The following is a 23,771-nucleotide window of genomic DNA, read 5'->3' as shown; positions in this document are numbered from 1 at the left end:
TCTACATCTGGGCTGATGGTGTCTACTTCCGCCCACGAATGGCTGAAGAAAAACAATGTGTCCTGGTGTTGATCGGCGCGGATGAATGGGGTCGAAAGGAAATCATCGGCCTTGCTGATGGCTACCGCGAAAGCACCCAAAGTTGGCGAGAACTGCTGCTTGATCTGCAACGACGCGGGCTCACCCACGCGCCTGACCTTGCCATTGGTGACGGTGCTTTGGGGTTCTGGCATGCGCTACGCGAGGTCTTTGGTGCCACGAAAGAACAGCGCTGCTGGTTCCACAAGACCGGCAATGTTCTGAACGCGATGCCGAAGTCCGTTCAGGCCAAAGCCAAAGGTCATCTGCACGATATTTGGCAGGCCGAAACCCGCGTGGATGCCGAGGCGGCCTTCGACTTCTTCGTCACAACCTACGGCGTAAAATACGACAAGGCCGTCGCTAAATTGACCAAAGACCGCGACGTGCTCTTGGCATTCTATGACTTCCCCGCTGAACATTGGAAGCACATCCGCACAACCAATCCCATCGAAAGCACCTTCGCCACGGTGCGGCATCGCACTGGTAAAACCAAGGGGTGCCTCAGCCGTAAAACCGGGCTCGCCATGGCCTTCAAGCTGATGATGTCAGCCCAGACAAAATGGCGCAAACTCGATGGTGCCAACCGCATGCCCGAAATCATCGAAGGGATTGAATTCAAGGACGGGATCAAGCAACTTCAAAGTGCCGCCTGATCACGCCGTCACCAACTTTCGGGCATAGCTCGGAGAAATCCGTCGCCGCCGTGAAGGAGCTGAAGCAGGAGTTCGGCGCCGCAGCGCCCGTGCGCTTCGTCCGCATGGACCTCGCGGAGCAGGCTTCCGTCCGCATGGCCGCCGAAGAGGTGTTGAAGACCACCCCGCGCATCGACGCGCTGATCTGCAACGCCGCCATCGCACAGGTGCCGACCCGCAAGCTGACGTCTGACGGATTCGAGAGCCAGCTCGGCACCAACCACTACGGCCACTTCACTCTGTGCGGCATGCTGTTCGACCGCATCGAAGAAACGAAGGGCCGGATCGTCGTCGTCGCCAGCCTTGGCTACAACATGGGACTGAAGACCATCCGCTTCGACGACATGAACTGGGACAAGGGCTATGGCGCAAATACCGCCTACAGTCAGAGCAAGCTGGCGCAGATGATGTTCGCCTACGAACTTCAGGACCGGGCGAAGGCCGCCGGCCGGAATGTGGATATCTATGTCTGCCACCCCGGCTCATCCGCGACCTCGCTGATCTCGACCAGCGGCAGCCGGACGATGCGCTTCGTCTGGTGGCTGATGACCAAGACGCCGATGGTCCAGACCGCCGAGCGGGGCGCCTATCCGGAGGTGATGTGCGCGACCGAGGAGGCGCTCACCGAGCAGCGCGCGCTCTACGGTCCTACTGGGGCCAGAGAGTTCGTCGGCCCGGTCGGCCGCGGCACGCTGAACGCCCACGCTTACGACAAGCCGGTCATGGTCAGGCTGTGGGAGCGGTCTGAGAAGGACACCGGGTTCAGCTGGAGCCTGTAAGGGCTTCGCATTCCACCGAGACTGATGAGGCGGGGCATGGGCCGATAGGCACATCGTGCCGACCCCTCCGATACCTGAAACTGCATTTGGCGAGGGCCGAGAACGTGGACATCGTGAAAACGGTAACTGATTGGACAAGAGCCGAAATGCTCTCCTCCGGTTTCTTCATCCTGTTTGGCCTGTCCTTTCTCGTGGCGAGCTTGGGGTTCTGGCAACTGGGTAGGACCGACATGGCAAGGGCTTATGTCGTCCCTATGCTGGTGGCGGGCACACTGATCCTCATTATAGGGGTCGGCCTGTTCTTCCCCAGCCAAGCCCGGTTGAAGAGCGTCTCAGCGGCATACGCTACCGATGCCACCGGATTCATCGCTGACGAAAGCGCGCGCGCCGATAGGGTCTTGAACGCGTATCGGATCGCGGTGTTCAGGGTCATCCCACTGATCATCGCCGCCTGCGGGCTGGCGATCCTCTACTTCGAGACGCCCCTTTGGCGGACAAGTCTGATCACGACCATCGCCATGATGGCGGTCATCCTGGTGGTCGACACCAACGCCAATGCGCGGCTGGAAGGCTATCGGGGGCAGCTCGCCTCGACCGAAAAACCCTAACCGCTCGCGATGTAAAGCGGACGTCTGCACCACGTTCAGCTACGGTCTGGTATCCACCACCGGATTTCTCGATCCCAAGGTCGCACTACAGGTGGCCACTGGGCTTGCTCCGACCGCAAAGCGTTCGATACCGCAGGACGGACACGGTTTCTCATGACTTGCGCGCGCTTCCATCTCGGAAATCGCCTCCTTCTTTCGCCCGAGATTCATGGGCATCACCTGGGCGCGCTGGACTTGGGCAAGGTTCAGATCTACGAGCGCATCCAGAGACGTTGGAAGTTGTGATGTAGCAATAGGTATCTTCCCATAGGCTTCACGGAAGAAGGTTGGCCTATTGTCTGAAACAACAAACGCGCCAACACGGTTTGCGGACACCCCCTTTAATTTTGCGTCAAACTCACACCGCGCCAGCCTCAGTTCAGGGTGTCAGCAAAGAAATTGAGCGTCCGGTCCCAAGCCAGTGTTGCCGCTGCTTCGTCATAACGGGGCGTCGTGTCGTTATGAAAACCGTGATTCACATTTGGGTAGAAATGCACACTGAACTGTTTTTGGTTGGCCTTCAGCGCATCTGAATACGCCTCCCACCCTGCGTTGATCCGCTCATCCAACCCAGCATACTGGATCATCAGCGGTGCTGAAATTGCCGGAACATCCTCGGCAGCGGGTTGGCGACCGTAGAATGGAACAGACGCGGCAAGATCAGGATACGCAACGGCCAGCGCGTTGCATACACCGCCACCGTAGCAGAACCCTACCGCCCCGACCTTTCCCGTGCTTCCCGAATGATCACGAAGATGCTCAAACGCTGCGAAAAAATCTTCCATCAGTTTTGCACCGTCTAGGGTGCGCTGCATCTCGCGCCCCTCTTCATCGGTGCCCGGATACCCGCCCAACGGGGTCAGCCCATCTGGGCCGAAGGCAAGATAACCGGCCTTGGCCGCACGCCGCACCACATCTTCGATATAGGGGTTCAGGCCGCGATTCTCGTGAACGACCAAAACAGCGGGAAGCGGCCCGGTCGCGCCTGCCGGTTTGGCCATCAGACCGCGAATCGTGCCATGGCCATCCGGGCTTTCATACTCTTCGATCATGGTTTCGATGTCTGGATCATCTGGCGCAACCTGTTGTGCCAAAGCATAATTGGGCGCCAGCTGTTCCAAGAGCATTGCCCCGGTCACACCTGCGGCAGCGTATTTTCCGGCCCTGCTGATGAATTCGCGCTTGGTCATCTTGCCATGAACATAGCCGTCAAAAATTTCGAGGATCCGGGGGTCGAAATCACTGGCTTTCTTGCGAGTCGGTTCGGTCATTATTGGCTCCCATGCTGTGCTTTGAGCACGCTAGCACGGGACCGTCGCGCATCAAGTTGACATTCCCGTGCAGAGTCCGATCGCACGGCACGGCTGGTCACCGGCTACCGTCTTTGGCATAGAGGGGCCGGGCGGCACTATTTGCCCACCCGGCACCCTACCGACCAGAGGCACGCATGACCCGCATCATCGATTCCCTGTCCGACATATCCGCCAGCTATGACGCCGTCTTTTGCGACCTTTGGGGTTGCCTTCATAATGGGGTAAACGTGTTTGACAGCGCCGTGGCCGCACTTCAGGCGTTCCGCGCCAGTGGCGGCAAGGTGATCCTGGTAACGAACTCACCCCGCCCGCGCGATCAGGTTGCGGCACAACTCGACGGTTTGGGCGCGCCACGAGATTGCTGGGACGATATCGCCACCTCGGGGGACAGCGCTCAAGCGGCGATGGTGCATGGGATCGTGGGGCAAAAAGTGTTCCACTTGGGACCAGAGCGCGACATGAGCTTTTTCACCGATCTGGCTGAGGATCTTCCGACACCGGAATTCACACTTGTACCGCTGGACGAAGCCGACGGAATTGTGTGCACGGGCCTGCTGGATGACACCACCGAAACGCCCGACGACTATCGCGGACAACTTCTTTTGGCCAAAACGAAGGGCTTGAAGATGCTCTGCGCTAACCCTGACATCATTGTAGATAAGGGGGATAGCCGGATCTATTGCGCAGGCGCTTTGGCGCAACTTTACACGGAAATGGGCGGTGAAAGCCTGTATTTCGGGAAACCGCACCCACCGATTTACGACCTGGCGCGGCGGCGCCTGTCGGCTTTGGCCAAGGTATCTGACGACCGCATTCTTGCCATAGGGGACGGGCCGGGCACTGATCTGGCCGGCGCCATGGGCGAAGACATTGATTTCCTGTTTGTGACCGGCGGCATTGTGGCCGAGCAGACCGGCACTGACCGGCAACCCGACCCGGATAAGCTCAAGGCGTTCTTGCAGCAGGAACGCCTTGCCACAACATTCTCTGTCGGGCACCTGCGCTGACTGGCCGCGTGTTCGCACCATCCTGCGCGCAATAATGATGCGCCAAACTAAGCTGGAGCGTACGAATATGAGTAGCAGTGAAATTGGCACCGTATTTCTTGAAGATCTGGAAATCGGTATGTCGCGCAGCATCAGCAAGGTGATGGATGATGCCACCGTTCGCGCCTTTGCCGAGGTTAGCGAAGACCGCAATCCGATTCATCTGGACGATGCGGCAGGCGCCGCCTCTATCTTCAAAGAACGCATTGCACACGGGATGCTGGTCAGCAGCTTGTTTTCGGCACTGCTTGGTGAACGGCTGCCCGGTCAGGGGTCGATTTATCTGGGCCAGTCCCTGAAGTTCCTTGCCCCCGTGCCGCTTGATTCTGAAGTTACGGCAACTGTCACCGTGACCGAGATCAAGGAAACACGCCGTCGCGTCACTTTGGATTGCGAAGCGTGGGTTGGCGATACGCAGGTGATTTCTGGCAGCGCAACGGTGTTGGCACCGTCGCGGGGATAGGATACGCCACCGGCGATGCGGACCTTCACACGCCATACGAACCTGCCACCAGATGCTCGCGGAGCAAGTGCCGCGATCGGCAATTTCGATGGCGTGCATTTGGGACACCGGGCTGTGATCGACCTTGCTCTCAAAGAAGATACGCCCCTTGGCGTCGTGACGTTCGACCCCCACCCACGTGAGTATTTCCGTCCGGACACCCCTGCGTTCCGGCTGATGACACCCGCAACCAAAGCACACCGGCTGGACAAGATCGGCGTCGATCTGTTGTACGCGTTGCCGTTCGATGCCGACCTTTCCGCCCTGACTGCCGAAGAGTTTGCCCGCGACGTGATCAAGGGCGGCCTTGGGCTTAAGCACGTCGTTGTCGGGGCGGATTTCTGCTTTGGAAAAGGTCGAATGGGCACCGCCGCTGATCTGGTGCGGTTTGGCAAAGAGTTGGGCTTTGACGTCACCATTGCCGAGCTGCAGAGCTTTGAAACAGGCGAGCCGGTTTCTTCAACCCGGATCCGTGATGCGCTGAGTGATGGCAAGCCGCGTGATGCCGCCGCGATGCTCGGTCACTGGCACAGAATCGAAGGACCGATTCTGCATGGCGAGAAACGGGGCCGGACCCTTGGGTATCCGACGGCAAACATGTCTCTCGCCGGACTGCATCCACCTGCCTTTGGCGTCTATGCCGTGCTGGTGGATGTGCTGGATGGCCCGCATGCGGGGCTGTATCACGGCGTTGCGTCGCTGGGCGTACGCCCGATGTTCGGCGTAAACACCCCCAATTTTGAAACCTTCATCTTTGATTTCTCGGGCGATCTTTATGGGTCAACCCTGTCCGTTGCCTTGGTGGATTTCCTGCGCCCGGAATTGAAATTTGACGGTCTGGACGCACTTGTTACTCAGATGGATGATGACAGTGCGCGCGCGCGTCTGATACTTGCCGCGCTATGACGCGTGAGCTTTGGGGACAGGATGACAGATGACCCGATAGATCGCCGCGGCCTGCGTCCCCGTTTTTGGGAACGTCACCCTCTGCACAAGCTCACGAGCCAAGAGTGGGAAGCTCTGTGCGACGGCTGTGGAAAGTGCTGCCTGAACAAGCTGGAAGACGCCGATACCGGAGATGTCTATTTTACGCGCATCGCGTGCCGCTTGCTTGACGATCAAACCTGCCGCTGTGGTCAGTACGAGACCCGCAAACAGTTTGTGCCTGAATGCGTGGTGCTTAAACCAGAGACACTAAAGGACGTGGCGTACTGGCTGCCCTCCACATGCGCCTACAAGCTGCTGCACGAGGGTGGCAAACTGTACGACTGGCACCCACTTATTTCTGGAACGCCGGACAGCGTGCATGACGCCGATGTGTCAGTTAAGGGCTGGACCCTCCCCGAATACGAGGTGCCAGAAGAAGACTGGGAAGAGCATATCATCGAGGATCTGTAATGCATTTCGCTTCTGACAATTCAGGGCCCGTGCATCCACGCGTGATGGCCGCTCTGACTGCCGCAAACCAAGGGTATGCGGCTTCCTATGGGGCCGATCCGATCATGGACCGGGTCCGGGACCGAATTCGCGAAACGTTCGAAGCCCCCGATGCAGCGGTGTATCTGGTTGCAACGGGCACGGCTGCTAACGCGCTGATCCTTGCGTGCCTTACGCAGCCCTGGCAAACCGTGTTTTGCGCACGGCACGCCCACATCCAAGAAGATGAATGCGCCGCACCAGAGTTTTACTCAAATGGGGCAAAGCTGACCCTTGTTGATGGCGGCGACGGCAAGATGGACCCGGACTCTTTGCGCGCGACCATCACCGCAGAGCAATCACGCGGGGTGCACGGGGTACAACGCGGGCCAGTGTCAATTACTCAGGCGACCGAAGCGGGCACCGTCTATAGCTTGGATGAAATTCGCGCGCTCACATCCATCGCCAAGGATTTCGGCTTGCCCGTACATATGGATGGCGCACGCTTTTCCAACGCGCTGGTCAGGCTTGGCTGTTCGCCAGCAGATATGACGTGGCGCGCGGGTATCGACGCGCTCAGCTTCGGCGGCACCAAGAATGGGTTGATGGGCGTCGAGGCTGTCGTTCTATTCGATCCGGAAAAGGCATGGGAATTCGAACTACGCCGCAAACGCGGGGCGCATCTGTTTTCCAAGCATCGCTACCTTTCGGCCCAAATGGACGCCTATCTTGAAGACGGACTGTGGCTTGACCTTGCCAGCAAGGCGAACGCTGCCGCTGACCGGCTTAGCAGCATGCTAAAAACCCTTGGCGTGCAACCGGATCACGCGGTTCAGGCCAATATGGTCTTTGCCCGCTGGCCGCGTGCCACCCACCAGCGGCTTCAAGATGCCGGAGCGAAGTACTACCTCTGGTCTGGATCGCTTGAAGGGGCCGACCCGGATGAGCAGTTGAGCGCGCGACTCGTGTGCGATTGGTCCACACAAGACAGCAGCATTTCGCAATTTGCCGAACTATTTCGCGGCTGACCCGATTTTTTTGATCGTGATGCTTCTTGACGCCTGAATGTGCGCTGTCTATCTACCCCTCGTTAGCACTCACCCCGTGTGAGTGATAATGGTAGAGAAACACTGAGCTAAGGAGCCTCAGAAGATGGCATTCAAACCGCTTCACGATCGCGTTCTGGTCCGCCGCGTCGAATCCGACGAGAAAACCAAGGGCGGTCTGATCATCCCCGACAGCGCCAAAGAAAAGCCAGCCGAAGGCATCGTCGTCGCATGTGGCGATGGCGCACGCAAAGATAGCGGCGAGCTGATCGAAATGGCTGTCAACGCTGGTGACAAAGTTCTTTTCGGCAAGTGGTCGGGCACGGAAGTGACCGTCGACGGCGAAGAGCTGCTCATCATGAAGGAAAGCGACATCCTTGGTGTAATCACCGACGATGCAGCGGCTGCCGCAGCCTGAAGGCCAGCGCGCATTATCCCCTTTCCACAATCGTAATCCTGAAAGGAATTTTTCATGGCCGCTAAGGAAGTGAAATTCGACATCGACGCCCGGAACCGGATGCTGAAAGGCGTCAACATTCTGGCCGATGCCGTCAAAGTGACGCTGGGCCCCAAAGGTCGTAACGTCGTTATCGACAAATCGTTCGGCTCGCCCCGGATCACCAAGGACGGTGTCAGCGTCGCCAAGGAAATCGAACTGGAAGACAAGTTCGAAAACATGGGCGCGCAAATGGTCAAAGAAGTGGCCAACCGCACCAATGACGAAGCAGGCGACGGCACCACGACTGCCACCGTTCTGGCACAAGCCATCGTCAAAGAAGGCATGAAATCGGTTGCCGCTGGCATGAACCCGATGGACCTGAAGCGCGGCATCGATATGGCGACACTCAAAGTCGTCGACGCGATCAAGGCAGCGGCACGTGACGTGACCGGCACCGACGAAGTCGCACAGGTTGGCACCATCTCCGCCAACGGCGAAGCGGAAATCGGTCGTCAGATCGCAGACGCAATGCAAAAGGTTGGCAACGACGGCGTAATCACCGTTGAAGAAAACCGCGGCACCGTGACCGAGACAGACGTTGTCGAAGGCATGCAGTTCGACCGTGGCTACCTGAGCCCCTACTTCGTGACCAACTCTGACAAGATGATTGCAGAGCTGGAAGATTGCCTCATCCTGCTGCACGAGAAGAAACTCTCCTCGCTGCAGCCAATGGTTCCCCTGCTCGAGTCCGTGATCCAGTCGCAAAAGCCGCTGCTGATCATCGCGGAAGACGTAGAAGGCGAAGCACTGGCGACCCTCGTGGTCAACAAGCTGCGCGGCGGCCTGAAAATCGCAGCCGTAAAAGCGCCTGGCTTTGGCGATCGTCGCAAGGCAATGCTTCAGGACATCGCAATTCTGACCGGCGGTCAGGTCATCAGCGAAGATCTGGGCATGAAGCTTGAGTCCGTGACCATGGACATGCTGGGTTCCGCCAAGAAAGTTTCCATCACCAAAGACGAAACCACCCTCGTCGATGGTGCCGGTGACAAGGCAGAGATCGAAGCACGCGTCAGCCAGATCCGTCAGCAGATCGAGGAAACAACCTCGGACTACGACCGTGAAAAGCTGCAGGAACGTGTTGCCAAGCTGGCAGGCGGCGTTGCAGTCATTCGCGTTGGCGGCATGACCGAAACCGAAGTGAAAGAGCGTAAAGACCGCGTCGACGACGCACTGAACGCGACACGCGCAGCGGTTCAGGAAGGCATCGTTGTCGGCGGCGGCGTGGCTCTGGTTCAGGCTGGCAAAGTTCTCGAAGGTCTGACCGGCGAAAACTCCGACCAAAACGCAGGCATCGCGATCATCCGCAAGGCACTGGAAGCACCGCTTCGTCAGATCGCTGAGAACGCGGGCGTCGACGGCGCCGTCGTTGCCGGCAAGATCCGCGAAAGCAGTGACGCCTCCTTCGGCTTCAACGCACAGACCGAAGAATATGGCGACATGTTCAGCTACGGCGTGATCGACCCCGCAAAGGTTGTCCGCACCGCGCTGGAAGATGCTTCGTCGGTTGCAGGTCTGCTGATCACGACCGAAGCCATGATTGCAGACAAGCCGTCCAAAGACGGCGCACCTGCAGGTGGCGGCATGCCCGACATGGGCGGCATGGGCGGCATGATGTAATCATCGCCCCTGTGACACGTGTCACAAGGTTTAGGGGTCGCCTTCGGGCGGCCCCTTTTTTATGGCCGTGCAGCTTGACCGCGCAGACCAAACCGGCGCCATTAAATTTAAACGGTGCCCGTTTTCCCCATCGCAGTCAGCCACATTGAAGCGTATGCTTGACCGGAACCCCACATCCAGTTGGCATCATGTCCCGCAAAGACCCACGTCGCGCCTATTCCGTCCGGCTTCCGCCGCCTGTTCTGCGACGTATTCGGGCGCGGCAGGCGCATAGCCGGGGCCGCCGCCTCATGGACACAGCCCGCGTCATGCTTGTGAAAGCACTTTCTCAAGACACGCCCATGCGTGCGACCTGCGGCGCAATTGCGGCCACTCTTCAACCCCGCTTGCTTCAACTTCCCGCCGCAGACCGCGCAAAACTTACCGCATTGGCGCAAGAAACCGGACTTCGGGAAGAGCAGTTGATCTGCGAATTACTGTTGGCCAGCGAAGACCCAGCAACGCCGGACCGCTGACAAAGGAGCCTACAATGCGTCATCTATCCATCGCCCTGATATGCCTTGCCATGGCGCTGCCTGCCTCCGCACAATCAACAGACAGCAGCACGTTTGAACTTGGCGGCGACCGCTTTATGGCGGGTCAAAGCGTGGTTTCCACCGATCAGGTTGAAAGCGATATTTTCGCCGCCGGTGAACGGGTCAGTTTACGCGCGTCTGTTGGCGGAAACGCTCATACTGCCGGGCGGATCGTGTCAGTGGACGCCCCCGTCCAAGGCAGCGCCTATGCTGCGGGCTATTCGGTGAGCATCACAGGCAGCATTGGCGGCAATGTGAGTGTCGCGGGCGCAGAGCTTCGCCTTCTTGGACCCATCTCAGGCAATCTACGCGGTTCAGGGTCTGAAGTGACGGTCTCGGGGGATGTCGGCGGCAGCGCGCTTCTGGCCGCAGGCGACCTGAGGCTGGATGCAGAGATCGGCGGCGATCTGGTTGCCATGGTGGACACGATCGACTTCACAAACGGCGCGACCGTTGCTGGCCTGGTCACTATCTATGCCGAAGATCCCGGCTCTGTAGCCGTGCCTTCCTCCGTCGCTTCCGCTGATCGGGTCACTATTCGCCACAACGATCACCCCGACGTGGATGCCGAAATTCCGCAAACACTCAAAGACATGGGGCGCCGCAGTATCGGTGCGGCCATTGGTGGGTTCCTTGTCGGCGTGCTGATCGTGGCTGCCACTGCTGCCGCAGCCGTTGCTATGGCACCCAACGCCGTCGCCGCCGTGCGCGCCCGCGCGCTGGCCCGCCCACTCGCCTGCATGTTAACCGGCTTCATCGCAATGTCCGCTCTCGCCGGATCGGTGCTCGTACTGGCCATCACCGTGATCGGATTGTTGCTTGTACCGGTTGCGATAGCGCTGCTGGCCGGAATGATTTTTGCCGGGTATGTGGCTGGGAGTTACGTGCTTGGTGTTGGCCTTTGGCGCGCACTCGGCCGCGACATACCGGCAGAAACGCTTCACAAGGCCGGTCTGGCGGTGCTTGGTGCCGCAGCCGCAGGTGTTGCAGCGCTTATCCCAGTCATCGGCTGGCTCGGCTGGTTTGCCTTGGTGTTCTTGGGTCTTGGCGCTGTGACTGCACCCTTTCTTGCCCGCACAACGACCCTTGCGACCACTCGGTGATCTAAGAATTGGGCGGCGCGCAAAGATCGCCCCCTTTCCTTCGACTTTCCTTGAAAGGCCGTTCAGGCGACCCTACAAAAAGTAAACAGAGAAGTGATGACATGCTGAAGATCAGGCCCCTGCAATCAGACGACAAGACTGATCTTTCAGTTCTTCTGATATCCACATTCGACCAACCCAACGAGTTGAACCTTGTGCGGGCCCTCCGAGAGCAAGACAAGTGCGCGCTGGAACTTGTGGCCGTCGATGACACCGGTCTCGTCGGTTACATTTGCCTATCGAAGCTTGATGCACCGCAAGGCTGGCTTGCTCTTGCCCCGATGTGCGTCAGAAACGAAAATCAGGGCACAGGTGTTGGGCGGGAAATGGTTCTCTATGCCTTGGATCAGGCCCGCCAAATGCACTTCGACGCGGTCGTAGTCGTGGGTCACCCGGACTATTACAAGCGTCACGGGTTCGTGTTTGGTGGCCCTGTTCACTTGTCCTCGCCGTATCCAGAGGACTATACGGGGCTCTATCTTATCCACCCGGGCATCACTGAGACAGAGCATCGGCTGGTTTACCCAGAGCCTTTTGACAACGTATGATCCGCCCACCACAATCTGCCCTGCAACTCGCACCCATCTGTGCGGTCATTCTGATCGCCTTTGCGGCGAATTCGGTCCTCAACCGGATGGCGCTTGTTTCGGGTGACACTGGTCCCGCCGCGTTTGCAGCGCTTCGCATCCTGTCTGGCGCTGCGATGCTCGTCTTTCTGGTGATGCGCGGGAAAGGCGGCGTGCGGCGCCTCGCAACAGGGCTTCGCTGGCAAAACGCCGCCGCTTTAGCGACCTATGTTCTTGGTTTTTCGTTTGCCTATGTGACGCTGGACGCCGGTCTGGGAGCATTGATCCTGTTTGGCGTCATTCAAATCACCATGTTCGCCGGAAGCATTTTGGCACGCGAAGACATTCCCCCGCGCCGGTGGCTTGGTGCAGGGTTGGCGTTTTTCGGACTGGTCTGGCTTCTGCTGCCATCGGGCAGCACCGCCCCACCCCTTGCCGGCGCTGCCATGATGACCGTCGCGGCCATAGGCTGGGGTGTCTTTTCACTTCAGGGGCGGGGCGCAAAAGATCCGCTTGCGATCACCGCGGGCAGCTTCACGCTTGCCATAATTCCCGGCTTGGCGGTGCTTGCCTTCACTGGTCTTGACGGGATCAACGCACAAGGCGCGGCACTGGCTGTTGCGTCCGGCGCGATCACCTCTGGGCTGGGGTATGCGTTGTGGTACCGGCTTCTGCCCCAGATCGACTCCAGCATTGCAGCCGTTCTTCAACTGACCGTGCCGGTCATCGTGATGGTGGGCGGGATGATCTTCCTGAGCGAGGCGATGACCCTGCGCCTATTGATTGCCACCCTACTCGTTCTGGGCGGTGTCGCCCTTGCCGTCACCTCGCCATCCGCTCCAGCGCGCCGGGGGTAATCGCGGGTGCGTCCCCGAATGCCAGATGCTGCAATACATCGGGCTTGAATCGCACCGAAGGCAGGGCCGCCTCGGAAAAGAACTGGCGTTTCGTCACAATCCCCTCTGGATCACGCCAAGCGCAATCAAGGGTTCCCGAAACAATCCCTGCCCGAAAGAACATCTCGACCTGATGAAACCCCGTGTCCGGATTGTGAAATTCGGACACGTGGCAGAGCGTGCCCACGGCGATGATCAGACCCGTTTCCTCAGCCACCTCGCGGCGCAGATTGTCGGCCAATGATGCGCCGCACTCCACGCCGCCGCCGGGCGCGCACCACAAATCGCTGACTCCCCCTGGATACGCATTCACCAGCAGTAGCTTGCCGTCTTGAACGATAACGGCACGCACGGCGAGGCGGGGGGGAGCGACTGAAAGCATCTGCAATCATTGGCCACAGATCCGGGGTTGCGCAAGCCGCCTGCACGAGGCAGATCGCAGGGATGAGCGTTACGGACTTCACATTTCACGGCGGTACGGTGCTGCGCCCCGCAGGGCCGGACGGCGACCCGTTGCACGTGGCTGGCGGGCTTATAGCCGACACCGCAAACGAGCGCTCTGTGGATTTGACGGGCTGGACCCTGTGCCCCGGTATTGTCGACGCCCATGGCGACGGGTTCGAACGACACGTGGCAGTGCGGCGCGGCGCACTGACCGCAATGGATCACGGCCTGATCGCGACAGAAGCAGAACTGGCCGCAAACGGGATCACGACCGCCTATCTCGCACAATTCTTCAGTTGGGAGGGAGGGTTGCGCAGCCCCGACTTTGCGGCACGCGTGATCGCGGCTTGGAAAATCGCGGCCCCGCAGGTGGCCACGGATTTGCGCCTGCAACTCCGCCTTGAAACGCACATGATCGATGAATACCCCCAAGCCGAGGCGCTGATCGACGATGCCGGGATCGACTATGTCGTGTTCAACGACCACTTGCCACATGACCGCCTTGCCGCAGGGCGAACGCCGCCGCGCCTGACCGGACAAGCCCTGAAGGCCGGGCGGAACCCTGACGCGCATCTGGCGTACCTTCGAAAACTGCACAACCTGCGGGACGATGTGCCAGAAGCCTTGGCTGCGCTGGCAGACAGGCTGATCGCGCGCGGCGTGCGGATCGGCAGCCACGACGATCGAACCGCGCAAGCACGGCAACGAGCCCGCGACATTGGTGCCTCCGTAGCCGAGTTTCCCGAAACCCATGACGCCGCAGCAGCGGCGCGTCGGGGCGGTGACGGGATCGTTCTGGGCGGGCCAAACGTGGTGCGCGGGGCGAGCCATGCAGGAAACATCAGCGCGCGAACGCTCGTGGCCGAAGGGCTGTGCGATGCGCTGGCGTCTGACTATCACTATCCGTCACCGCGCCATGCGGCGCTGACCTTGGCGCGGGAAGGGATCTGCGACTTGGCGAACGCGTGGCGCCTTGTGTCAGACGGCCCGGCCAAGGTGCTTGGCCTGAACGATCGCGGAAGGTTGGAAACCGGATTGCGGGCCGATCTGGTCATTCTTGATCCCGAAACGGGCCGCGTCGGCGCAACATTGGCGGCGGGGCGCATCACATACCTTGCAACGCCCCTCGCCGAACGGTTCTTCGCTTAACGCAGCGGCGTGACCCGGTTCACATGGCCCATCTTGCGACCTGTGCGCGCTTCGGCCTTGCCATAAAGATGCACGGCCGTGCCGGTCTCGCCAGCCAAGGCCAGCCACCGATCCGCATCGTCTCCGATCAGGTTCTCCATCACCGCGTCTGCGTGGCGCGCACCATCGCCCAATGGCCAACCGGCCACCGCACGAATGTGCTGCTCGAACTGGTCCACGGTGCAGGCGTTTTGGGTCCAGTGACCGGAATTGTGCACGCGCGGTGCGATTTCATTCACAACCAGCCCCGCCTTGGTCACGAACAGTTCCACCCCCATCACACCGACATAGTCGAGCGCATTCAGGATACGCGCTGCCAAAAGGACGGCATCGGTGCGTTGGCTTGGCGTCAGGCGTGCGGGCACTGTCGTGGTGCGCAAAATGCCGTCTTCGTGCAGGTTCTCGCCCGGATCAAAGCAAGCAACAGAGCCATCCAGCCCGCGCGCACCAATCACTGACACTTCGTGCGAGAAGTCGACGAACCCCTCAAGGATCGCGGGGGCGCCTTTCAGACTGTCCAGCGCAGCCTGCGCATCACCGTCAGCCATGATCCGCGCCTGCCCCTTGCCGTCATAGCCAAAGCGCCGTGTCTTGAGGATCGCAGGCGCGCCCACCGCCGCCAACGCAGCGGTCAGATCGTCCGGCCCGGCCACATCGTGAAACGGCGCAGTGACAAGACCAAGCTGGTTCAGAAACTGCTTTTCGGTCAGCCGGTCCTGCGACACGGCCAGCGCCTTGCGGCCTGGATGCACGGGCCGAAGCCCTTCGAGGATATCCAACGCGGCGGTCGGGATATTCTCAAACTCATAAGTAATCACATCGACCGCCGCGCCAAAGGCCGCCAAAGCTTCCGCATCATCATAGGCCGCGATGGTGGCTGCATCGCACACCTGCTGCGCCGGGCCGTCCGCGACCGGATCAAAAACATGAGTGCGCAGACCAAGCCGCGCGGCGGCAAGTGCCAGCATCCGGCCAAGCTGACCGCCGCCAAGAATGCCGATGGTCGCGCCGGGGAAAAGCGGATCAGTCATCAGTGGGTTCCTCAGGAATGGAGGCGGCAAGATCTGCACGCCATTCGTCCAGCCGCACTGCAAGCTCTGCGTCTTGCGTGGCCAGAATTCCGGCAGCCATAAGCCCCGCGTTCGTCGCCCCGGCCACACCGATCGCCATGGTGGCGACGGGAAATCCGCGCGGCATCTGCACGATGGAATAAAGCGAGTCCACCCCGCTCAGCGCACGGGTCTGGATCGGCACACCCACAACCGGCACCCGCGTCTTTGACGCCATCATTCCCGGAAGATGGGCCGCGCCGCCGGCACCGGCAATGATTACCTTCAATCCTCGATCCACGGCCGTTTTGCCGTACTCCCACAACCGGTCCGGCGTACGATGCGCAGACACGATGCGCGTCTCGTAGGACACGCCAAGAGCATCAAGAATATCAGCCGCATGCTTCATGGTCGGCCAATCCGATTGACTGCCCATGATAATACCCACGTGTACTTGTGCCATTCGCGCCCCTGTTCGGTACGTCCCAATTCAGGACGCCGACTATACTGACTGATTGGGGGGCTGCAATCGCGGCAGGGCCGTCAGGCGATGATATCTGGCAGAAGCTGATCCTCGATCGCGCTAATCCGGTCTTTCAGTTGCAATTTCTGCTTCTTCAGACGGCGCACGGTCAGATGGTCACTCCGCCCGGATTCTTGCAAGGCGTGGATCGCCTCATCAAGGTCGCGGTGTTCCCGGCGCAGCACCTCAAGCTTTACCCGCAAGACGTCATTATGTGTCATCTGCCCGAAAGCGTTCATTCACGATGTCCCACATCCATGCCAACATATGCGAGGGTACTCAATAATCGGCTGCGTGAAAAGCCTTGTCGCAGCCCGTAATCTTGCAACGCGATGGCAAACTGCCCATATCTAAACCTCGCCGCTGATCTTTCGGGGCAAAAACACAGTCGCTTTCTCAAGGACGTGTCCATGACAAAACTCACTTTGGGGACTCACCCCTTTCTGCTCGGGTTCGAGCAACTTGAACGGCTGGTCGAACATACCGCAAAGACGGGAAATGACGGCTATCCGCCCTATAACATCGAACAGACGTCTGAACGGTCTTACCGCATCACTCTGGCAGTTGCCGGCTTTGGGGAAAGCGACCTCGCAATCACCGTGGAAAACCGCCAACTGGTGGTCCGCGGGAGGCAACAGGATGACGGAAGCGACCGGACCTTCCTGCATCGTGGCATTGCCGCGCGCCAGTTTCAGCGCAGCTTTGTCTTGGCCGATGCAGTAGAAGTCGAAGGCGCTTCGATGGAGAACGGATTGTTGCACATCGATTTGCATCGCGCCGTGCCGGACACGGTCATGCAGCGGATCGAAATCAGAAAAGGAGCATCGTGATGGACACACCTCATGAAACCGCCAACACACCTGTAATCGACGCAGCGCAAGACCGCATCGTTTACGTCAGGCCCGTCGATATCGACGATCTTCCTGACGAGGTCCGCGAGCAGGTCACTGGATCGGAAAACATTTTCGCGGTCCACGCCACCAACGGGGATCGGCTGGCATTGGTAAGCGGGCGCGACCGTGCGTTCGTTCTGGCGCGCCAAAACGACATGCGACCAGTGCACGTACACTGATTTCGTGCGCCGCCGTCATGCAGATGGCGGCCACAAACCTTAGCGATCAGGCTGACTCAACAGATCCGAAGCCGCATCGGCTTTGCCGTCAACTGTCGCAGGCCCTTCTATATCCCCAAGAAATTCTTGCTCGGCTTCAAAACGAGGTTGAAGGATTTCATCGTCTTCGTCCGCGCCATCCATTGCACTGCCGGGAAGATCAACCTCAATACACTCTAGGCCGCAGGTGGTTTCCCCCGGCATGAGCGACGCGGCCCGCACAGGTGCCGACAGCCCCCAGATCACAAGCCATACAGCCGCCAGAGCTGCACCCATCGCACACATTCTCTGGCAAAACAGATTAGTCATGGAGCAGCGGTAAAGGCTCAGGCGGGGGCCTGTCAAATGACTTGATCTGTATTCACGCCATGATTGTGTGGGTCGTCCGGATCAGCCCTCGGCATCGGCTTCGGCCAGAAACCTCTCCGCCTCCAGCGCGGCCATACACCCCATCCCGGCACTTGTGACGGCCTGGCGATACACGTGATCCGTGAGGTCCCCTGCTGCGAAAACCCCCGGAATGGACGTGGCCGTGCTGTCAGCCTTGGTGACAACATAGCCGCCCGAATGCAGTTCGAGCTTGTCAACGACAAGCTGCGAAGCCGGGGCATGACCAATCGCGATGAACACCCCTTTGCACGGAACTTCGGTGATCTCCCCGGTGGTCACATGCTTTGCTCTGACGCCCTCAACGCCAAGCGGCTCATCCGTCCCGGTGATTTCGTCCACACCGTGATCCCAAAGAACTTCAATCTTGGGGTGCTTGAGCAGCCGGTCCTGAAGGATTTTTTCCGCCCGTAGACTGTCACGACGATGAATCAGGGTCACTTTCTCTGCGAAATTGGTCAGAAACAACGCTTCTTCAACGGCTGTATTTCCGCCGCCAACAACAACGACCTGCTGCCCGCGATAGAAGAACCCGTCGCAGGTGGCGCACGCCGAAACGCCGAAACCTTGGAATTTCTGTTCGGATGGCAGACCAAGCCATTTTGCTTGCGCGCCCGTGGCAAGGATCAGCGCATCAGCAGTGTATGTTGTGCCGCTATCGCCCTGCGCTGTGAAAGGGCGCTTTGACAGGTCGACCGACGTAATGATGTCACCGATAATTTCTGTGCCAACGTCGCGGGCGTGCGCCTCCATGCGGACCATCAGATCGGGACCCATGACGCTTGTGTCGCCCGGCCAGTTCTCGACATCGGTGGTTATGGTCAGCTGTCCACCCGGCTGGATGCCTTGTACCAGAACAGGGTTCAGCATCGCACGTGACGCATATACAGCGGCGGTATACCCGGCAGGGCCGGACCCGATAATAAGCACGCGGGTGTGTTTCGTCTCGGCCATGTGGCTTCCCTTTCACTTCGGACTGCGGGGATATAAGCAGTTCGGCGCGTCAGGAAAAGGTGAAAGCAAAAGCAAACGTAAATTGACGATATCGTGAATTTTCACAAAGGCACCCCGCGTCACAGCGAAAGAATATTGCGCCCGCCCGCACGATTGATTACGGTCCCACCAACAAGGAGAGGCAAAAATGGCCGTAACGAAGCTTGATCCAATAGACCGCAAAATCCTTGCAGAGCTTCAGGCCGATGGCCGGATGACGAATGTCGAACTGGCAAAGCGCGTTGGCATCTCTGCACCGCCGTGCCTGCGCCGCATGCGGACGCTGGAAGAAGCAGGATTCATCCGCGGCTATCATGCCGATGTGGACAGTCGGGAATTGGGATTCGAAGTTCAGGTCTTTGCAATGGTCGGCTTGCGCAGCCAAGCCGAGGTGGATCTATCTGCATTCGAGACCCGCTGCCATGACTGGCCATTGGTCCGCGAATGCCACATGCTGAACGGCGAGGTGGATTTCGTCCTGAAATGCGTCGCCCCTGACTTGAGCAGCTTTCAGAGCTTTCTGACAGGTGAACTGACCTCCGCCGATAACGTGGCCAGCGTGAAAACATCGCTTGTGATCAGAACAGCAAAAGACGATCCTGGCGTTCCATTTGAAGTTCTTGAGAGCCGCCTGAGCCGAAGCGCGTGAACGCCGGCAGAATCGGCACTGTACGGCGAAACAGAAAAGACCGTCCGACGGCGGTCGGACGGTCCCTATACCTGAACTTTTTACTCACACCATCAGAAACAACCCGGTACAAAAACACACGACTGGGTAACCAATAGTTAACGCTGACACATCATCCTACATACTTTGGACTATGTGTTTCCCGCTCTTCTGATAACCAAGCATTACGACAAAAGTAAGACAAAATTGCTGCGGCGCAGAAGTTTTTTGCGAGAAAACCGACTTAAAGCCTAATTGTTGATATCAATCTGCCGTAATCTGCCTGTTTATTGTGCACACTTCGTCTGAAAGAGTAAAACTGGCTTGGATTGGCATAGGTGCAGTGGCGCAACCATTCCGCTTCGGCAACCCCAGCCTGCCGCAAACGATACAGGGCGAATCCCGGCAAATCGAAATGCATCCGATCGCCATTACCCCCCGCAAAAAAGCGACCATAGTCGGCATTTTCCGCCATGAACGTTTCAAAAAACTCAGGCCCAACCTCATAGGCGCTTTGCGATATCGTCGGGCCTACAACTGCGACAGTGCGGTCCGGTCGCGCGCCAAGGCTGCCCATGGCATCCAGTGTCGCCTCCAGAACCCCGCCTATCGCACCTTTCCAACCCGCATGGGCCGCCCCGACAACACCCGCGTCGATATCGGCGAAAAGAACCGGGGCGCAATCGGCTGTCAGGATCGAAAGTACCAACCCGGGGTTCGACGTTACGATCGCATCCGCCTTTGGGGGCACCATCGGCTTTTCGTCTTCTGCGACAACTGCAATCGCCGAATGAAACTGGTGCACACCGCGCAGATCACACAAATCGGCCTGCATCGCCTGAGCAACGCGGCGGCGATTGATGGTCACTACCTCTGATTGGTCAGATGATCCGCGCCCGCAATTCAACCCCTCGAACACCCCCGAAGACGCGCCCCCACGTCTTGTGAAGAACCCGTGTCGCAACGGAGACAAAGTATCGGCCGTGATGATTTCAAGGGTCATGGCGTCAATCCGGGGAAAGGCGGCGCTGTGGTCGGTGTAAAGGCAATCGCTTTAAAGAGTGATCCCATTTCTTCCGGATGCGTCAAGCGTCGATGTGCCGCCACATGCCCCGCAAGTGCGTCACCGGTCAGCGGACCGGCAAGTGCCTGCGCACGAGGCGTCATGCCTAAAGATTCAAGAAACACACCTTGCGGCACCATCCGGCTCGCCTGCACGCCCTGCCCGACTGCAGCCAAGGCCAACGCTTGAAAATCCACATGCGCCGTCAAATCTGCCTCGCCCGGCGCTGCCAGTGGGTTCACGGGCTGGTGCCCTTGCACCGCCTGAAACGTGTCGCCCTTTGACTGCCAATCGCCATAGTCCACAATCAAGGCAGCCCCGCCCTGTGCCGCAATTCGCGCCGAAATCTCACCCGCTATTGCCGTTGCCGGGGCACACGTCTCGACAATATCGCCCACGCCAGTGTCGGCCAGCCGATGCGCCAAAGCCTCCAGCGACACGGGGGAAGTCAACCCAAAGCCCAGCCCCTCTGGCCCCGCCGTAACCTGCCGTTCGGACCAGCCCTTTGCCATCCGTTCGAATTGGCGGATCGGCAAAGCATCGAAAAACTCGTTCGCAATCAGGAATAAAGGCAAATCCGGCAGGCCGCTTATGTCGTCGTGCCACTTGGGTCTGGCATCTTTCAGCGTTTCTGCCTGCCGCGCGCGCAACACTGGCGACGCCTCGACCAAGTGCACCTCTGCCGCCTGTATGAAGCCCGGAACAGCCCGGCCTACGCGCAAAATATCAGCCATCAAGGTTCCGCGCCCCGGCCCCAGCTCAGCTAAGGCAAAGGCAGTCGGCGCGCCCTGATCCAACCACGCCTGCGCCAATGCCAAGCCAATCATCTCGCCAAACATCTGAGTGATCTCAGGCGAAGTGGTGAAATCTCCCGCTGCTCCCAAAGGGTCGCGCCCCGTGTAATACCCATGCTCGGGATGCAGCAGGCATTCGGTCATGTATTCGGCAATAGTGATCGGTCCCGTTGCCGCGATCCGCCGCTGCAGCATATCCCCCAAAGCCGTCATGCCGGACGCCGCGCCAACGCAAGACCCAGCACAATCAGCCCCGCCGCCACCATCGGAAGCGACAAAAGCTGCCCCATCGTTATGCCGGCATCCCCGAACCGGAACACGTGACCCCAAGGGTTATCCGGCGTCACGAATTGCGCATCGGCTTGGCGGAAATGCTCAACCGTGAACCGCGCAAGGCCGTAGCCCGTCAGAAACACGCCCGTCACCTGCCCCGGCACCTTGAGGGCGCCTCGCGCAAAAACCAGCCCCACAAGAACCGCCCCCAAAAGCAGCCCCTCAAGCCCCGCCTCATAAAGCTGCGAGGGATGGCGCGCACACGGGCTATCCCAACCCGGCGGGCAGGTCTGCGCCGCATCACCGGGAAAAACCACGCCCCACGGCAGTGTCGTCGGTCGCCCCCAAAGCTCTGCGTTGATGAAATTCGCGATCCGGCCCAACAGCAGCCCCGTCGGCGCCGCAAGAGCCATGGCATCAGCCACCTGCGCCGCCCGAAGTCTGTGATGCCAACAAAACAGCGCCCCGGCGACGATCACGCCTGCCAAACCGCCGTGAAAAGCCATACCGCCTTGCCAAACCTTCAGAATTTCAAGTGGATTGGAAAGGTAATATCCCGGCTGATACAGCAAGACGAACCCCAGCCGCCCGCCAAGCACGACGCCCAGCACGACCCAGGTCAGCAGCGCCTCGGCCTGCTCGCGGCTCATGGGCGGGGTGTTTGCTGGCCATAGTTCGGGCCGGGCCAGCACCCGCCTCACGATCCACAAACCGATCAAAAGCCCCGCGATATACGCCAACGCATACCAGCGCAGCGCCAGCGTAAAGCCGCCAAGTTCGATCGAAAACAGCTCGGGCCCGATGTCGGGAAAGGGGATCGAATAAACCATGTGCGGCACATGGCAATCGGCGCACCGGGAAGTCAACCTTGAGGTTTGGCCCTTGGCGCTCCATATGTTTCACAACAACGTATGGAGCCGAATATGCAGTCCCAGAACAAGATTCTCGATGACCTGTCGCAATTGATGACCAATGCCATGGGAGTCGCCCAAGGTGCCCGCGAAGAGGCGGAAACAGCCCTGAAGGGTATGTTGGACCGGTGGCTTGCCGACCGCGAATTCGTCACACGCGAAGAATTCGACGCAGTGCGCGCCATGGCCCAGAAGGCCCGCGAAGAAAACGATGCTCTCAAGGCCCGGCTTGACGCGCTAGAAGCCGACAAGTCTTAAGCCTTCAACGACCGCATCCAGCGCGCGGGCGCAAACAACAAAGGCGGCGCAGGATGACGACCCAAAACGAACAAACCGGCGCGCTGGTCATCGGGGCTGGCCCTGCCGGGCTCATGGCGGCAGAAGTGCTCGCAGCAACTGGTCGGCCTGTGCTGGTCGTCGATCGCAAACCGTCGGTGGCGCGCAAGTTCCTGATGGCCGGGCGGTCCGGCCTGAACCTGACCAAGCACGAAGACATCGGTGACTTTTCCGCCGCCTATGGCGATGCGGCAAGCTGGCTCGACCCGATGCTTCGCGTCTTTGGCCCCGCTCAAGTGCAAAGTTGGGCAAAAGGGCTGGATCAACCCCTGTTCACTGGCTCAACCGGCCGGGTCTTTCCACAAGCCATGAAAGCCTCGCCGCTTTTGCGCGCATGGCTGGCGCGACTCGACGGCGCCGGGGTCACGATCAGACCCCGCTGGCGCTTTGACGGGTGGGATGGCACCGCCGCCCGCTTTGACACGCCGGGCGGCCCGGCGCAGGTCAGTGCCGATGTCACCGTACTGGCCATGGGCGGGGCAAGTTGGGCGCGGCTGGGATCAGACGGCGCTTGGACAAACGCTCTGGAACAGGCTGGCGCGGCGTGCACACCCTTCGCCGCTTCCAATGTCGGCCTGCGCGTCAATTGGTCCGACCACATGCGCCCCCATTTCGGCCAGCCCGTCAAAGGGGTCGCGCTTGACGCGGGAAACGCCCGTCATCGCGGCGAATTCGTCATCTCGGAACGCGGCCTCGAAGGCGGCGGCATCTACGCCGTGTCTGCAGCGGTGCGCGCGGATACCCCGATAACCCTTGATCTTCTCCCTGATCTGGACGTTGACACCGTGACAGACCGGCTGTCGCGCCCGCGCGGCAAGCAAAGCCTGACAAGCCACTTGCGCAAGACCCTGCGCCTGCACCCCGTCTCGCTTGCTCTGGCTCGCGAATGGGCAAGCCCGCTCCCATCGGACCCGGCTGCCCTTGCCCGCACCCTCAAGGCCGTGCCCCTGCGCCATAACGGCCCCCGCCCCCTGGACGAAGCGATCAGCACCGTGGGCGGCCTGCCCAAAACCGCGCTGACCGAAGGGTTGATGCTGAAAGCGCGCCCGGGCGTGTTTTGCGCGGGCGAGATGTTGGATTGGGATGCCCCGACCGGCGGCTATCTGCTGACCGGCTGTTTCGCGACGGGCCGTTGGGCGGGGCTTGCGGCAGCCGATTGGCTTACCGGCGAAACAGTGACAGGCGCAGCGCACAGCCCGCGCCTGCACTGACACC

General features: G+C 59.8%; 30 protein-coding genes. 20 read left to right on the top strand and 10 right to left on the bottom strand.

All coding sequences use genetic code 11. The annotated features are described in order from the left end of the window. From E2L05_RS07040 to E2L05_RS07030, 3 genes are all read left to right on the top strand, one after another. Positions 1 to 734 (top strand): IS256 family transposase (locus E2L05_RS07040; protein WP_133342215.1); only part of this gene is annotated, 734 nt, incomplete at its 5' end. Beyond that, the gene (locus E2L05_RS07035) at positions 695 to 1,552 is read left to right on the top strand and encodes an SDR family NAD(P)-dependent oxidoreductase (protein WP_341776738.1); all 858 of its coding nucleotides are present in this window, start codon (positions 695 to 697) and stop codon (positions 1,550 to 1,552) included. The genes E2L05_RS07040 and E2L05_RS07035, both read left to right, overlap by 40 nt. Before the next feature lie 104 nt (positions 1,553 to 1,656). Then, entirely contained in the window at positions 1,657 to 2,160 is a 504-nt protein-coding gene (locus tag E2L05_RS07030; protein WP_133342214.1) for a hypothetical protein, read from the top strand. A 413-nt stretch (positions 2,161 to 2,573) separates the two neighbouring features. On the opposite strand, the gene yghX is transcribed toward E2L05_RS07030, so the two are convergent. Continuing rightward, the gene (gene yghX / locus E2L05_RS07025; RefSeq protein WP_133342213.1) at positions 2,574 to 3,470 is read right to left on the bottom strand and encodes a YghX family hydrolase; all 897 of its coding nucleotides are present in this window, start codon (positions 3,468 to 3,470) and stop codon (positions 2,574 to 2,576) included. A 176-nt stretch (positions 3,471 to 3,646) separates the two neighbouring features. Between yghX and E2L05_RS07020 the strand changes: the two genes are divergently transcribed. The 11 genes from E2L05_RS07020 to E2L05_RS06970 all read left to right on the top strand — a co-directional run bounded on the left by E2L05_RS07020 (position 3,647) and on the right by E2L05_RS06970 (position 12,778). Further along, positions 3,647 to 4,519 carry a TIGR01459 family HAD-type hydrolase gene (locus E2L05_RS07020; protein ID WP_133342212.1) on the top strand — a complete coding sequence of 291 codons (873 nt, stop codon included), beginning with the start codon at positions 3,647 to 3,649 and terminating at the stop codon, positions 4,517 to 4,519. Positions 4,520 to 4,586: 67 nt separating this feature from the next. Then, the gene (locus tag E2L05_RS07015) at positions 4,587 to 5,021 is read left to right on the top strand and encodes a MaoC family dehydratase (protein ID WP_133342211.1); all 435 of its coding nucleotides are present in this window, start codon (positions 4,587 to 4,589) and stop codon (positions 5,019 to 5,021) included. Between the two features lie 15 nt (positions 5,022 to 5,036). Then, a complete protein-coding gene (locus E2L05_RS07010) occupies positions 5,037 to 5,966 on the top strand; it encodes a bifunctional riboflavin kinase/FAD synthetase (RefSeq protein ID WP_133342210.1) in 930 nt (309 codons plus the stop codon). Between the two features lie 21 nt (positions 5,967 to 5,987). Next, on the top strand, positions 5,988 to 6,458 hold the full coding sequence (locus tag E2L05_RS07005; RefSeq protein WP_133342209.1) for a YcgN family cysteine cluster protein: 471 nt from the start codon (positions 5,988 to 5,990) through the stop codon (positions 6,456 to 6,458). Then, entirely contained in the window at positions 6,458 to 7,504 is a 1,047-nt protein-coding gene (locus E2L05_RS07000; protein WP_133342208.1) for a threonine aldolase family protein, read from the top strand. The genes E2L05_RS07005 and E2L05_RS07000 overlap by 1 nt, the downstream gene beginning before the upstream one ends. A gap of 124 nt (positions 7,505 to 7,628) precedes the next feature. After that, a complete protein-coding gene (locus E2L05_RS06995; RefSeq protein ID WP_133342207.1) occupies positions 7,629 to 7,940 on the top strand; it encodes a co-chaperone GroES in 312 nt (103 codons plus the stop codon). 54 nt (positions 7,941 to 7,994) lie between these two features. Beyond that, complete coding sequence (groL, locus tag E2L05_RS06990; RefSeq protein ID WP_133342206.1) at positions 7,995 to 9,638, top strand: chaperonin GroEL; 1,644 nt, start codon at positions 7,995 to 7,997, stop codon at positions 9,636 to 9,638. A 158-nt stretch (positions 9,639 to 9,796) separates the two neighbouring features. Further along, positions 9,797 to 10,153: a hypothetical protein gene (locus tag E2L05_RS06985; protein ID WP_133342205.1), complete on the top strand. Its 357-nt coding sequence runs from the start codon at positions 9,797 to 9,799 to the stop codon at positions 10,151 to 10,153. Positions 10,154 to 10,167: 14 nt separating this feature from the next. Then, the gene (locus E2L05_RS06980; RefSeq protein ID WP_133342204.1) at positions 10,168 to 11,316 is read left to right on the top strand and encodes a hypothetical protein; all 1,149 of its coding nucleotides are present in this window, start codon (positions 10,168 to 10,170) and stop codon (positions 11,314 to 11,316) included. A gap of 101 nt (positions 11,317 to 11,417) precedes the next feature. Then, positions 11,418 to 11,903 carry a GNAT family N-acetyltransferase gene (locus E2L05_RS06975; protein WP_133342203.1) on the top strand — a complete coding sequence of 162 codons (486 nt, stop codon included), beginning with the start codon at positions 11,418 to 11,420 and terminating at the stop codon, positions 11,901 to 11,903. Beyond that, positions 11,900 to 12,778, top strand: a complete 879-nt coding sequence (locus tag E2L05_RS06970; protein WP_133342202.1) for a DMT family transporter — start codon at positions 11,900 to 11,902, stop codon at positions 12,776 to 12,778. Before E2L05_RS06975 ends, E2L05_RS06970 begins: the two co-directional genes overlap by 4 nt. Here the strand turns inward: E2L05_RS06970 and E2L05_RS06965 are convergent. Next, entirely contained in the window at positions 12,744 to 13,199 is a 456-nt protein-coding gene (locus tag E2L05_RS06965; RefSeq protein ID WP_133342200.1) for an NUDIX domain-containing protein, read from the bottom strand. The two genes, E2L05_RS06970 and E2L05_RS06965, sit on opposite strands and share 35 nt — an antisense overlap. A 62-nt stretch (positions 13,200 to 13,261) precedes the next feature. On the opposite strand from E2L05_RS06965, the gene E2L05_RS06960 reads away from it, so the two are divergent. Beyond that, entirely contained in the window at positions 13,262 to 14,410 is a 1,149-nt protein-coding gene (locus E2L05_RS06960) for an alpha-D-ribose 1-methylphosphonate 5-triphosphate diphosphatase (protein ID WP_133342198.1), read from the top strand. On the opposite strand, the gene E2L05_RS06955 is transcribed toward E2L05_RS06960, so the two are convergent. From E2L05_RS06955 to E2L05_RS06945, 3 genes are all read right to left on the bottom strand, one after another. Continuing rightward, positions 14,407 to 15,480: a 5-(carboxyamino)imidazole ribonucleotide synthase gene (locus tag E2L05_RS06955; protein ID WP_133342196.1), complete on the bottom strand. Its 1,074-nt coding sequence runs from the start codon at positions 15,478 to 15,480 to the stop codon at positions 14,407 to 14,409. The two genes, E2L05_RS06960 and E2L05_RS06955, sit on opposite strands and share 4 nt — an antisense overlap. Beyond that, positions 15,473 to 15,961, bottom strand: coding sequence for a 5-(carboxyamino)imidazole ribonucleotide mutase (gene purE / locus E2L05_RS06950; protein WP_133342195.1), 489 nt, complete (start codon positions 15,959 to 15,961; stop codon positions 15,473 to 15,475). Before purE ends, E2L05_RS06955 begins: the two co-directional genes overlap by 8 nt. 80 nt (positions 15,962 to 16,041) lie before the next feature. Continuing rightward, positions 16,042 to 16,260 carry a YdcH family protein gene (locus E2L05_RS06945; RefSeq protein WP_133342194.1) on the bottom strand — a complete coding sequence of 73 codons (219 nt, stop codon included), beginning with the start codon at positions 16,258 to 16,260 and terminating at the stop codon, positions 16,042 to 16,044. Positions 16,261 to 16,431: 171 nt separating this feature from the next. Here E2L05_RS06945 and E2L05_RS06940 point away from each other — a divergent pair, with 171 nt between their 5' ends. Then, positions 16,432 to 16,851, top strand: a complete 420-nt coding sequence (locus tag E2L05_RS06940) for an Hsp20 family protein (RefSeq protein WP_133342193.1) — start codon at positions 16,432 to 16,434, stop codon at positions 16,849 to 16,851. Further along, positions 16,851 to 17,093, top strand: coding sequence for a DUF1150 family protein (locus E2L05_RS06935; protein WP_133342192.1), 243 nt, complete (start codon positions 16,851 to 16,853; stop codon positions 17,091 to 17,093). Before E2L05_RS06940 ends, E2L05_RS06935 begins: the two co-directional genes overlap by 1 nt. Before the next feature lie 39 nt (positions 17,094 to 17,132). Here the strand turns inward: E2L05_RS06935 and E2L05_RS06930 are convergent, their stop codons facing one another. Next, positions 17,133 to 17,408 carry a hypothetical protein gene (locus E2L05_RS06930; RefSeq protein WP_133342191.1) on the bottom strand — a complete coding sequence of 92 codons (276 nt, stop codon included), beginning with the start codon at positions 17,406 to 17,408 and terminating at the stop codon, positions 17,133 to 17,135. A gap of 114 nt (positions 17,409 to 17,522) precedes the next feature. Next, positions 17,523 to 18,473, bottom strand: a complete 951-nt coding sequence (trxB, locus tag E2L05_RS06925; RefSeq protein WP_133342190.1) for a thioredoxin-disulfide reductase — start codon at positions 18,471 to 18,473, stop codon at positions 17,523 to 17,525. Positions 18,474 to 18,660: 187 nt separating this feature from the next. Between trxB and E2L05_RS06920 the strand changes: the two genes are divergently transcribed. Further along, positions 18,661 to 19,161: an Lrp/AsnC family transcriptional regulator gene (locus E2L05_RS06920; protein ID WP_133342189.1), complete on the top strand. Its 501-nt coding sequence runs from the start codon at positions 18,661 to 18,663 to the stop codon at positions 19,159 to 19,161. A 262-nt stretch (positions 19,162 to 19,423) separates the two neighbouring features. On the opposite strand, the gene pgeF is transcribed toward E2L05_RS06920, so the two are convergent. The 3 genes from pgeF to lgt are packed head-to-tail and all read right to left on the bottom strand — an operon-like array spanning position 19,424 to position 22,139. Continuing rightward, on the bottom strand, positions 19,424 to 20,182 hold the full coding sequence (gene pgeF, locus E2L05_RS06915; protein ID WP_133342188.1) for a peptidoglycan editing factor PgeF: 759 nt from the start codon (positions 20,180 to 20,182) through the stop codon (positions 19,424 to 19,426). Beyond that, complete coding sequence (locus E2L05_RS06910; protein WP_133342187.1) at positions 20,179 to 21,249, bottom strand: class I SAM-dependent methyltransferase; 1,071 nt, start codon at positions 21,247 to 21,249, stop codon at positions 20,179 to 20,181. The genes pgeF and E2L05_RS06910 overlap by 4 nt, the downstream gene beginning before the upstream one ends. Next, positions 21,246 to 22,139, bottom strand: a complete 894-nt coding sequence (lgt, locus tag E2L05_RS06905) for a prolipoprotein diacylglyceryl transferase (protein WP_133342186.1) — start codon at positions 22,137 to 22,139, stop codon at positions 21,246 to 21,248. Before lgt ends, E2L05_RS06910 begins: the two co-directional genes overlap by 4 nt. Positions 22,140 to 22,232: 93 nt before the next feature. Here lgt and E2L05_RS06900 point away from each other — a divergent pair, with 93 nt between their 5' ends. Together E2L05_RS06900 and E2L05_RS06895 are read left to right on the top strand one after the other, a co-directional pair. Beyond that, positions 22,233 to 22,478, top strand: a complete 246-nt coding sequence (locus tag E2L05_RS06900; protein WP_133342185.1) for an accessory factor UbiK family protein — start codon at positions 22,233 to 22,235, stop codon at positions 22,476 to 22,478. Positions 22,479 to 22,531: 53 nt separating this feature from the next. Next, complete coding sequence (locus tag E2L05_RS06895; RefSeq protein WP_133342184.1) at positions 22,532 to 23,767, top strand: TIGR03862 family flavoprotein; 1,236 nt, start codon at positions 22,532 to 22,534, stop codon at positions 23,765 to 23,767. Positions 23,768 to 23,771 lie beyond the last annotated feature (4 nt).

Source organism: Meridianimarinicoccus aquatilis (assembly GCF_004358675.1).
Classification (GTDB): Bacteria; Pseudomonadota; Alphaproteobacteria; order Rhodobacterales; family Rhodobacteraceae; genus Meridianimarinicoccus; species Meridianimarinicoccus aquatilis.
The sequence above is the reverse complement of the archived record's forward strand: the minus strand, read 5'-3'. Positions and strand labels throughout refer to the sequence as shown.

Excerpts from the sequence above, each read along its gene's own strand:
- E2L05_RS06910 (WP_133342187.1), bottom strand. The coding sequence starts at position 21,249 with ATGACGGCTTTGGGGGATATGCTGCAGCGGCGGATCGCGGCAACGGGA.
- E2L05_RS06935 (WP_133342192.1), top strand. The coding sequence starts at position 16,851 with ATGGACACACCTCATGAAACCGCCAACACACCTGTAATCGACGCAGCG.
- E2L05_RS06995 (WP_133342207.1), top strand. The coding sequence starts at position 7,629 with ATGGCATTCAAACCGCTTCACGATCGCGTTCTGGTCCGCCGCGTCGAA.
- E2L05_RS07005 (WP_133342209.1), top strand. The coding sequence starts at position 5,988 with ATGACAGATGACCCGATAGATCGCCGCGGCCTGCGTCCCCGTTTTTGG.
- E2L05_RS07010 (WP_133342210.1), top strand. The coding sequence starts at position 5,037 with ATGCGGACCTTCACACGCCATACGAACCTGCCACCAGATGCTCGCGGA.
- E2L05_RS06895 (WP_133342184.1), top strand. The coding sequence starts at position 22,532 with ATGACGACCCAAAACGAACAAACCGGCGCGCTGGTCATCGGGGCTGGC.
- pgeF (WP_133342188.1), bottom strand. The coding sequence starts at position 20,182 with ATGACCCTTGAAATCATCACGGCCGATACTTTGTCTCCGTTGCGACAC.
- E2L05_RS06930 (WP_133342191.1), bottom strand. The coding sequence starts at position 17,408 with ATGGGTGCAGCTCTGGCGGCTGTATGGCTTGTGATCTGGGGGCTGTCG.
- E2L05_RS06900 (WP_133342185.1), top strand. The coding sequence starts at position 22,233 with ATGCAGTCCCAGAACAAGATTCTCGATGACCTGTCGCAATTGATGACC.
- groL (WP_133342206.1), top strand. The coding sequence starts at position 7,995 with ATGGCCGCTAAGGAAGTGAAATTCGACATCGACGCCCGGAACCGGATG.
- purE (WP_133342195.1), bottom strand. The coding sequence starts at position 15,961 with ATGGCACAAGTACACGTGGGTATTATCATGGGCAGTCAATCGGATTGG.
- yghX (WP_133342213.1), bottom strand. The coding sequence starts at position 3,470 with ATGACCGAACCGACTCGCAAGAAAGCCAGTGATTTCGACCCCCGGATC.
- E2L05_RS06960 (WP_133342198.1), top strand. The coding sequence starts at position 13,262 with ATGAGCGTTACGGACTTCACATTTCACGGCGGTACGGTGCTGCGCCCC.
- E2L05_RS07015 (WP_133342211.1), top strand. The coding sequence starts at position 4,587 with ATGAGTAGCAGTGAAATTGGCACCGTATTTCTTGAAGATCTGGAAATC.
- E2L05_RS06970 (WP_133342202.1), top strand. The coding sequence starts at position 11,900 with ATGATCCGCCCACCACAATCTGCCCTGCAACTCGCACCCATCTGTGCG.
- E2L05_RS06955 (WP_133342196.1), bottom strand. The coding sequence starts at position 15,480 with ATGACTGATCCGCTTTTCCCCGGCGCGACCATCGGCATTCTTGGCGGC.
- E2L05_RS06920 (WP_133342189.1), top strand. The coding sequence starts at position 18,661 with ATGGCCGTAACGAAGCTTGATCCAATAGACCGCAAAATCCTTGCAGAG.
- E2L05_RS06980 (WP_133342204.1), top strand. The coding sequence starts at position 10,168 with ATGCGTCATCTATCCATCGCCCTGATATGCCTTGCCATGGCGCTGCCT.
- E2L05_RS07020 (WP_133342212.1), top strand. The coding sequence starts at position 3,647 with ATGACCCGCATCATCGATTCCCTGTCCGACATATCCGCCAGCTATGAC.
- trxB (WP_133342190.1), bottom strand. The coding sequence starts at position 18,473 with ATGGCCGAGACGAAACACACCCGCGTGCTTATTATCGGGTCCGGCCCT.
- E2L05_RS06975 (WP_133342203.1), top strand. The coding sequence starts at position 11,418 with ATGCTGAAGATCAGGCCCCTGCAATCAGACGACAAGACTGATCTTTCA.
- E2L05_RS07000 (WP_133342208.1), top strand. The coding sequence starts at position 6,458 with ATGCATTTCGCTTCTGACAATTCAGGGCCCGTGCATCCACGCGTGATG.
- E2L05_RS06965 (WP_133342200.1), bottom strand. The coding sequence starts at position 13,199 with ATGCTTTCAGTCGCTCCCCCCCGCCTCGCCGTGCGTGCCGTTATCGTT.
- lgt (WP_133342186.1), bottom strand. The coding sequence starts at position 22,139 with ATGGTTTATTCGATCCCCTTTCCCGACATCGGGCCCGAGCTGTTTTCG.
- E2L05_RS06945 (WP_133342194.1), bottom strand. The coding sequence starts at position 16,260 with ATGAACGCTTTCGGGCAGATGACACATAATGACGTCTTGCGGGTAAAG.
- E2L05_RS06940 (WP_133342193.1), top strand. The coding sequence starts at position 16,432 with ATGACAAAACTCACTTTGGGGACTCACCCCTTTCTGCTCGGGTTCGAG.